The organism is Qipengyuania sp. (genome assembly GCF_042095715.1).
Lineage (GTDB): Bacteria > Pseudomonadota > Alphaproteobacteria > Sphingomonadales > Sphingomonadaceae > Qipengyuania.
Window position 1 is genome coordinate 1 of record NZ_JBELMO010000095.1, and the last position, 7,930, is coordinate 7,930.

9 protein-coding genes and 1 pseudogene are annotated in these 7,930 nt (G+C 63.5%); 6 read left to right on the forward strand and 4 right to left on the reverse strand.

The features are described 5' to 3' along the window. Both ACFDTG_RS15205 and ACFDTG_RS15210 read left to right on the forward strand, forming a co-directional pair. Window positions 1-280: pseudogene (locus tag ACFDTG_RS15205) on the forward strand (electron transfer flavoprotein subunit beta/FixA family protein); the annotation flags it as partial. Next, window positions 277-1,206 carry an electron transfer flavoprotein subunit alpha/FixB family protein gene (locus tag ACFDTG_RS15210; RefSeq protein ID WP_375291828.1) on the forward strand — a complete coding sequence of 310 codons (930 nt, stop codon included), beginning with the start codon at window positions 277-279 and terminating at the stop codon, window positions 1,204-1,206. The pseudogene ACFDTG_RS15205 and the gene ACFDTG_RS15210, both read left to right, overlap by 4 nt. A 21-nt stretch (window positions 1,207-1,227) precedes the next feature. On the opposite strand, the gene ACFDTG_RS15215 is transcribed toward ACFDTG_RS15210, so the two are convergent. Genes ACFDTG_RS15215 through ACFDTG_RS15225 form a run of 3 tightly spaced genes read right to left on the reverse strand, consistent with a single transcriptional unit; the run spans window position 1,228 to window position 3,408 of the window. After that, window positions 1,228-2,079 (reverse strand): MaoC/PaaZ C-terminal domain-containing protein, encoded by an 852-nt coding sequence (locus tag ACFDTG_RS15215; protein ID WP_375250226.1) that lies wholly within the window; start codon window positions 2,077-2,079, stop codon window positions 1,228-1,230. A gap of 22 nt (window positions 2,080-2,101) precedes the next feature. Then, window positions 2,102-3,130 carry a zinc-binding dehydrogenase gene (locus ACFDTG_RS15220; RefSeq protein ID WP_375250225.1) on the reverse strand — a complete coding sequence of 343 codons (1,029 nt, stop codon included), beginning with the start codon at window positions 3,128-3,130 and terminating at the stop codon, window positions 2,102-2,104. After that, on the reverse strand, window positions 3,112-3,408 hold the full coding sequence (locus ACFDTG_RS15225) for a YciI family protein (RefSeq protein WP_375250224.1): 297 nt from the start codon (window positions 3,406-3,408) through the stop codon (window positions 3,112-3,114). The genes ACFDTG_RS15220 and ACFDTG_RS15225 overlap by 19 nt, the downstream gene beginning before the upstream one ends. A gap of 71 nt (window positions 3,409-3,479) precedes the next feature. On the opposite strand from ACFDTG_RS15225, the gene ACFDTG_RS15230 reads away from it, so the two are divergent. Beyond that, window positions 3,480-4,298, forward strand: coding sequence for an enoyl-CoA hydratase/isomerase family protein (locus ACFDTG_RS15230; RefSeq protein ID WP_375291829.1), 819 nt, complete (start codon window positions 3,480-3,482; stop codon window positions 4,296-4,298). 281 nt (window positions 4,299-4,579) lie between these two features. Here the strand turns inward: ACFDTG_RS15230 and ACFDTG_RS15235 are convergent, their stop codons facing one another. Then, entirely contained in the window at window positions 4,580-5,140 is a 561-nt protein-coding gene (locus ACFDTG_RS15235; RefSeq protein ID WP_375250222.1) for a MarR family winged helix-turn-helix transcriptional regulator, read from the reverse strand. Between the two features lie 139 nt (window positions 5,141-5,279). Here ACFDTG_RS15235 and ACFDTG_RS15240 point away from each other — a divergent pair, with 139 nt between their 5' ends. The 3 genes from ACFDTG_RS15240 (at window position 5,280) to ACFDTG_RS15250 (ending at window position 7,851) form a co-directional block, all read left to right on the forward strand. Then, window positions 5,280-6,101: an enoyl-CoA hydratase/isomerase family protein gene (locus tag ACFDTG_RS15240; protein ID WP_375250221.1), complete on the forward strand. Its 822-nt coding sequence runs from the start codon at window positions 5,280-5,282 to the stop codon at window positions 6,099-6,101. Window positions 6,102-6,227: 126 nt separating this feature from the next. Then, window positions 6,228-7,394, forward strand: a complete 1,167-nt coding sequence (locus ACFDTG_RS15245) for an acyl-CoA dehydrogenase family protein (RefSeq protein ID WP_375250220.1) — start codon at window positions 6,228-6,230, stop codon at window positions 7,392-7,394. A 10-nt stretch (window positions 7,395-7,404) separates the two neighbouring features. Beyond that, the gene (locus ACFDTG_RS15250) at window positions 7,405-7,851 is read left to right on the forward strand and encodes a hypothetical protein (RefSeq protein WP_375291830.1); all 447 of its coding nucleotides are present in this window, start codon (window positions 7,405-7,407) and stop codon (window positions 7,849-7,851) included. Window positions 7,852-7,930: the final 79 nt, after the last annotated feature.

Consider the following 7,930-nt stretch of genomic DNA (forward strand, 5'->3'; position numbering starts at 1 on the left):
CGAAGTCGCTGGCGGGCGGGAGACGGACCCGTGTCCGCTCCCGGCGATCGTCACCACCGACCTGCGCCTCAACGAGCCGCGCTAGGCCGCGCTGCCCAACATCATGAAGGCGAAGTCGAAGCCGTTGGCGCAGAAGGTCGCCGCCGATTACGGCGTCGACGTCACCCCGCGCCTGACCACGCTGAAGGTCGTCGAGCCAGGCAAGCGCCAGGCAGGGGTCAAGGTCGCCGATGTCGACGAACTCGTGAGCAGGCTGCATGCAATGGGGATTGCCAAGTGAAGACGCTCGTCTGGGTCGAACACGACGGTCGGGCCGTCAAGGATGCCACGCTGTCGGCGGTCACCGCTGCGTCGCGGCTGGGCGAGGTGCATCTGCTCGTGGCGGGGCAGGGCGTCGATGGCGTCGCGCAGGCCGCCGCGAAGATCGCGGGCGTCGGCAAGGTGCATGTCGCCGATGACGCGGCCTATGCACACGCGCTCGCTGAGAATGTCGCGCCGCTCGTCGCCCAGTTGATGGGGCATCACGATGCGTTCCTGGCGCCGTCGACCACCACCGGCAAGAACGTCGCGCCGCGCGTCGCCGCCTTGCTCGACGTGATGCAGATCAGCGACATCCTGTCCGTCGAGAGCGAGGATACGTTCACCCGCCCGATCTACGCCGGCAATGCGATCGCGACGGTGCGGACGTCGGACGCCAAGAAGGTCATTACCGTGCGTGGCACCGCGTTCGACAAGGCGGTTGCCGAAGGCGGCTCGGCGGAGATCGAGGCGGTGGCGTCGAAAGGCGACACCGGCGTGTCGACCTATGTCGGCTCGGAGATCGCAGAAAATGTCCGTCCCGAACTGACCAGCGCCAGGATCATCGTGTCGGGCGGCCGCGCACTCGGATCGGGTGAGCAGTTCCATGCGCTGATCGATCCACTTGCCGACAAGCTGGGTGCCGGGGTCGGTGCGAGCCGTGCCGCGGTCGATGCGGGCTACGCCCCCAATGACTATCAGGTCGGGCAGACCGGCAAGATCGTCGCACCGGAAGTCTATATCGCGGTTGGCATCTCGGGTGCGATCCAGCACCTGGCCGGCATGAAGGACTCGAAGGTTATCGTCGCGATCAACAAGGACGAGGATGCGCCCATCTTTCAGATCGCAGACATCGGTCTGGTCGGCGACCTGTTCAAGGTCGTGCCGGAACTGACCGAAAAGGTCTGAGTGGGCGCGGCAACGCGGCGGTCATCCGATCGCCGCGTTGCACCGATCGAGAACAACCTCGCCGCGTTCCTGTGCGACAGCCCGAAATCGCAAGGTGTCACCGTCCTCGTAGAAGTCGATGCGAATGGTCTCTCCCGGGATCAGCGGCTTTGAAAAGCGCGTGAACATGCCGCGCAGTCGAGCGGGATCATTGTCGCAATAGCAGGCCAGAACGGCGCGTGCAGCGATACCGTTGGTGCACAAACCATGGAGGATGGGCGCAGGAAACCCCGCCTTCGCTGCGATGGCGGGATCGGCGTGCAACGGATTCCAGTCCCCCGACAGGCGATAGATGAGTGCTTGCCGCGGCAGTGTCGGAATCGACACGGATCGGTCTGGCGTTCGGTCGGGCAGCGCAGCGGCGGCCGGGGGGGCGTCACCAAAGCCGCCTTCGCCACCGTTCCCACGCAGGAAGAGAGTGGATCGGACCGTCGCGACATGGGTGCCGGTCGCGTCGTCGAACACTTGCTTGTCCTGGTGCAGCAGCGCGCCGCGGCCTTCACCCTTATCTTCGACCGCGCGCACGGAATACTCCCCTCGTGCACGTCCCGTCGCCGGTAACGGCGCGTGCATGACGAATTCCTGCTCGGCATGCAGGATCTTTATCCAGTCGATGCCGAACTCGGGCCGTTGCGCCCAGAAGCCAGGGTGACAAAGCAGATTGACGTATGATGGGACTATCCGAAGGTCGCCTTCGTATACGAACGGCAGCTCCGCAGCGTCCAGCGGGTCAGCGCCGTAGCCCAGCCCGAGCGCATAGAGGATGGCATCCCGCTTGGTATAATCCTGCACGATCGGATCGATCCGCATCGTGCGGATGGCATCGACGTTCATGTTCCTCTCCCTGTTTCTTGGTCTAGCCGATGAAGATCAGCTTTTTTCCGGTGTTCGCGCCGGCGAAGATCGCCTCCAGCGCGCCGGGCACAATGGCGAAACCCGTCTCGATGTCCTCGTCATACGACAGAGCACCAGCGTTCATCAGGTCGGACAGACGCTCGATGGCCTCGGCAAAGCGGGCTGCATGATCGAAGATGTAGAAGCCGCTCCAGGTCAGGACACGGGTCAGCACCTCGCGCTCCGGACGTGGGCCGCTAGGTGGTGGCGACCAGCTCGCGGTCGCGGCGGTTCCGCACTGGATGATGCGGCCATATCGCGCCATGTGCCTGATCGCGACGTCGGCGATCCAGCCGCCGGTATTGTCGAAGAAGGTGTCGAATCCATGCGGAGCGGCGCTGGCGAGCGCGCTAGCCAGGTCGCCATCGCGATAGTTGAAGACGAGATCGTAGCCATAGCGGCCCCGGCAGCGCGCCGCCTTGTCGTCGCTGCCGGTCAGGCCGATCACACGGGCGCCAGCGGCGCGGGCGATCTGCCCGACGACGCTGCCCACAGAGCCGGCGGCGGTCGAGACGAGGATGGTCTGCCCGGGGGCAGGGGGGGCCAGATCGGCAAGCGCCAGCCATGCCGTCACGCCGGGCATACCCAGGACGCCGGCGAATGCCGATGCGCGCGCGCGCGGTTCCGCGATGTGACTGAGGATGTCCGCTGTCGAGGCGACCGCATAATCCTGCCAGCCAAAAATGCCGTGAACCAGTGCCCCTTCACTGATGCCCGGCAGACGGCTTTCCAGGACAACGCCAACCGTCAGCGCGCGCATTGTCTCGCCGGTCGGGCTGATGGCCGGATTGGCCGCCCAGCCTCGCTGCACCGGATCAGCCGACAGATACAAGTTACGGACGAGGATCTGCCCATTGCCGATCCTCGGGCGCGGGCGCTCTTCGATTGCAAAATCGCGGGCCAGCGGAATGCCGTCCGGTCGTCGGATGAGTATGACGCACCGATTGACGGGGGGCATGCTGTATGTCGGGATCACGAGGCGGGAATCCACGCACCGATCGCGGGCCGCACGGCAATCGCTTCCGGCGGATCGGCGAACACCCCCTCGGTGGTGAACGGATCACCCGCCACCAACTGGCGCGCCGTCGTTTCGTCGGCCGCCTCGATCAGGATACTGCTGCCGATTGGCTGATCGCCGTCCATTATCGCACCGGCGACCTTCACCGCGCCAGGGATGCCCAACCAATAGTCGACATGCCTTTGCCGGTGTGTGGCGCGCACCGGCGCGGCGCCGGGCCGATCCCGGCAGAGCATCAGAAAAAAGGCCATAGCGATCCCACAAACGGATTGTCATTAATGGTATGCCAGCTTACCAATGTCACGCAATAGGGATTTGCCGCATGACCAAATTGTGCTCGCCTCTCGACCCGGCGCGATATTCGTCCTTGGCCTTCAGTCGCGATGGTCGCGTGCTGACCGTCGCGATCAACCTTCCGGAACGGGCGAACGTTGTCACTCAAACCTTGCACGAAGAGATGGCGCGGGTCTGGGATGATGTGGCCGATGACCCTGACAGCGACGTCATCGTGTTGACGGGCGCCGGGTCGATCTTCTGCGCCGGCGGGGACATGAAGTGGCTGGCTGACGAGTTGCGCGATGGCTTGGCCCCCTTCGTCGTCGAGGCCCGGACGATGCGGCGGATCGTCAGTTCGCTGCTCGATTGTCCCAAGCCGGTGATCGCGAAGGTGAATGGAGATGCGTTCGGCTTCGGCGCAACGATCGCGCTGCTATGCGACGTCGTCTTTGCTGCCGAAGGTGCCCGGTTCGCCGATCCCCATGTCAAGGTCGGTCTTGTCGCCGGCGATGGCGGCGCGATGATCTGGCCACAACTGATCGGTTTCGGCAAGGCGCGTCATTATTTGTTGACCGGCGAGGCCGTGGAGGCGCGTGAGGCGGAGCGGCTTGGCCTCATCGCCTTCGCCGTAGCGCCCGGTGATCTGGATGACGAAGTCGCCCGCTACACCGCGCGGCTGGCGCGTGGCGCCCAGTCGGCGATACGGTTTACAAAATCCGTGACGAACATCGCGTTGCGCCAGTTGTTGCCATCGGTGTTTGAGGCTGGGGTCGCCTATGAGGGGCTGACGCGCCACACCGAAGACTATCGCGAGGGTGTCACCTCGTTCATCGAGAAGCGTCGTCCGGACTTTACCGGACGCTGAAGCGGAATCGGGGGGCGGGGGGACGAAGATCTTTCTGACTACCGTGACAGGGTAGGTTGGCGGTCACCTGGTGAGATGCCTTGTCGGTGATGGCCATGAAAGTGACGACCCTTTGTGCGGCGACGCCGCAGCCGTGGGACTCCTTCATCGGCCCAGCCGTGTTTTCCGGGGGGCAACCGGACCCGCTCGCCGCGGAGACGGCGGAAACCGGGATGGCGTCCGGTTCGGCCCCGCTGATCCTTGATTTCTCGATCAGTGAACGGGTCGATTGTCCATGCCGGTCAAAGGTCGTCCTCAGAGGATTTCAACACGGCGGGCTCGCTTGCCTGGCCACTCAATTCATGTTCGTGGTGAATGTCCTTTAGGTTCATCTTGATCTTGAACATCACGCGTTCAGCGATCTTGGCCTCTTCCGCGCTTAGTCCTCTCAACATCTTCTTGTTGGTTTTGGATGCCACGGCGATCATCAGGCGGATCGTCTCATACCCTTGCTCGGTGATAAACACGCGCCGCGCTCGCCCATCCGAATCGTCCGCGCGCCGTTCGATCTGACCGCTTGTTTCCAGCCGTTCGAGCAGGCCGCCGACAGTCACTTTCCCAAGTTCCAGTAAACGCGCCAGATCCACCTGCGTCATGCCGCCGTTGCCGCTCCGCGACAGCGCCGACAGAACCGACCATTGGGACCGGGTGATGCCATAAGGCCGCATCACATCGTCCATGACGATCCGGCGGAGCCGTGACACGTCATGGATGAGGTAGCCGAACCGGAATTGTTTTGCCGTGGGGCGCTTGGCGGGGGCCGTCCGGGGCGCATCTTTGATCAGGTCAGGCTCGGCGCTCATGTTCGCTCACTTACTATCCTTTCCACCGAGAGTGGGCCCGATGCAGGAAGAACGCAAGGGTCGCGCATGCATGCGCCACGCTATTGACAAACTTTATGGTGGAAATAGTACGTATGCACACGGAATAGGAGGGGCGAGGATGGCGTTCGAGGGCTACGGCCATGCATGGGACGGATTCCGGCTCGAACTGTCGTCTGGCGGGGTGTTGACGCTGACGCTGGATCGTCCCGACGCCGGCAACGCCCTGCCAAGCGCGGCCATCCCGCAATTGGCGGACGTTTTCGAGCAGGTTGCGATCGACCCTGACGTGCGCGCACTTCTGGTGCGCGGCGAGGGCGATAATTTTTGTGTTGGTGGTGACGTGAAGGGCTTCGCGCTGACGATCAACCACACGGCAGAGGAGCGCCACGCCGACTATCATGCCCGCATGGATCGCGCTCGCCGGCAGGTTACGGCACTGGCCGCATTGCCATGCCCGATAGTGGTGGCATGTCAGGGAGCCGTGGCCGGGGCAGCGGTTGCCTATCCCCTTGCCGCCGATATCGCGTTGGCGGAACCCGGGACGCGGTTCGTCTTTCCGCATCAGCGTCTCGGCCTGCCGCCGGACGGAGGGCTTTCCTACTTCCTTCCTCGCATGGTCGGTGTCCGCAAGGCATCGGAACTGGCGCTGACTGCGGCGACCATTGATGCGGAGGAGGCGCTGCGGCTTGGCATCATCAGCCGGATCGTCGCCGCAGAAGAATTGCAACAGGCCGCCCGTCAGTTGGCCGACCGCGTCGCAGCTCTGCCGCCGGACGCGGTCAGGCGTACGCGCGACCTGCTGCGAGCATCGGTTGCGAACGACCTGGATATGCAATTGCGCGCCGAGCGGGACGCGGTGGCCGAGGCCGTAGCGACGGACGCATTCGTCGGGGGAGTCCGGAAATTCATGGGTTCGCGCGCGGCTGCGCCGGCGAAGTGATGGATCCGCTTCCCTCGGCGAGCTGGAACGTGCTCTAGCGAACCATTTATATCAATCCGCTCTTGCGCTTGATGCGCGCCAATTATAGTACGCTGACAAACCATATATCAGCGATACGGAGGGGTGATGGAGATCGGGCTTTCCGAAGAGCAGGAAGCGATCCGTGACGGCGTCCGTAAAGTGTGCGCCGGCTTCGACGACGCATATTGGTCCCGCAAGGATGAGGAAAAAAGCTTCCCGTTCGAATTTCATCGCGCGATGGCGGATGCGGGATGGTTGGGCATCACCATGCCGGAAGACGTCGGTGGCGCCAATCTGGGCGTAACCGAAGCTGCCATCATGATGCACGAGGTGGCGGCCAGTCCGGGCGGCTATTCGGCAGCCTCCACGATCCACCTGAATATTTTCGGCCCTCATGCCGTCGTGGTCAACGGGACGCCGGAGCAGAAGGAGCGGATGTTGCGCCCGCTCATTGCCGGCACCGATCGCGCCTGTTTCGGCGTGACGGAGCCGGACGCCGGACTGGATACGACCAGCATCACAACCTTCGCCACGAAGGTGGACGGCGGCTATCGCATCTCCGGACGCAAGATGTGGACGTCGTCCGGCCAAGTTGCCAACAAGATCATCATTCTTGCCCGGACGACGCCGAAAGAGGATTGTCGCCGGCCGAGCGACGGCATGACGCTGTTCTACACCGATCTTGACCGTGATCAGGTCGAGGTGCGCCGTATCGCAAAGATGGGACGAAATGCCGTCGACTCGAATGCGACGTTCTTCGATGACTATTTCGTGCCGGATGCCGATCGGATCGGTGAAGAGGGGCGAGGCTTCCATTACATCTTGCACAGTCTCAATCCGGAACGGATCCTGGTGGGGATCGAGGCGGTCGGTCTGGGTCGCGGGGCCCTGCAACGCGCCGCCCGATATGCCGGCGAGCGCAAGGTGTTCGGGCGTCTGATCGGCCAGAACCAGGGCATCCAGCATCCCCTGGCGGAAAACTGGATCTACCTGGAGAGCGCCTATTGGACGATCATGCGGGCGGCATGGTTGTACGACGCCGGGCGGCCGTGCGGCGCGGAGGCAAATGCCGGCAAGTTTCTGGGCGGGCGTGCCGCTTTCGATGCCTGCACCCGTGCGGTGCTGACGCATGGCGGGATGGGTTATTCGACCGAATATCAGGTCGAGCGATTGTTCCGGGAGTCGATCCTGATGCGGATCGCCCCCATCACCGAACAGCTTATCCTTTCATTCATCGCCGAGCGTGAGCTCGGGCTCCCGAAATCTTACTGAGGAAGAGAAGATGACCGCATTCGGCATCTCTGCCTTCGGCGCCTATGTTCCGCGGCTGCGACTGGACCGGGCGATCATCGCCGACGCCCATCGCTGGGCCATGCCCGGCCTGCGTTCTGCGGCGAAGGGCTCGCGTGCGTTCGCGAACTGGGACGAGGACGCGATCACCATGGCAGTCGAGGCGGCGCGCGACGCGCTGGCGGACCGCGATCTATCGAAGGTGGCGGCATTGCGCCTCGCCAGCACCAGCCTGCCTTTCGCGGATCTGCAGAACGCCGCCATCGTCGCCCGGGCAATCGATGCGCCGCACCAGATCGCCAGCTCGGACGTGGCTGGATCGCAGCGCGCCGGGACGTCCGCCTTGCTGCAGGCGCTGAAAGGGACCCAGGCCGAATTAGTCATTGGTTCGGATCATCCGTCCGCCAAACCTGCGAGTGTTCAGGAACTAACCTTCTGAGCCGGGGCGGCCGCTATACTTGTGTCGGCGGATGACGTATAACTGAAGATCGTCGTGTATGGAAATATTTTACAATATA

Coding starts and splice junctions, on each gene's coding strand:
- ACFDTG_RS15215 (WP_375250226.1), bottom strand. CDS start 2,079: ATGAACGTCGATGCCATCCGCACGATGCGGATCGATCCGATCGTGCAG.
- ACFDTG_RS15225 (WP_375250224.1), bottom strand. CDS start 3,408: ATGGCCTTTTTTCTGATGCTCTGCCGGGATCGGCCCGGCGCCGCGCCG.
- ACFDTG_RS15230 (WP_375291829.1), top strand. CDS start 3,480: ATGACCAAATTGTGCTCGCCTCTCGACCCGGCGCGATATTCGTCCTTG.
- ACFDTG_RS15235 (WP_375250222.1), bottom strand. CDS start 5,140: ATGAGCGCCGAGCCTGACCTGATCAAAGATGCGCCCCGGACGGCCCCC.
- ACFDTG_RS15240 (WP_375250221.1), top strand. CDS start 5,280: ATGGCGTTCGAGGGCTACGGCCATGCATGGGACGGATTCCGGCTCGAA.
- ACFDTG_RS15245 (WP_375250220.1), top strand. CDS start 6,228: ATGGAGATCGGGCTTTCCGAAGAGCAGGAAGCGATCCGTGACGGCGTC.
- ACFDTG_RS15250 (WP_375291830.1), top strand. CDS start 7,405: ATGACCGCATTCGGCATCTCTGCCTTCGGCGCCTATGTTCCGCGGCTG.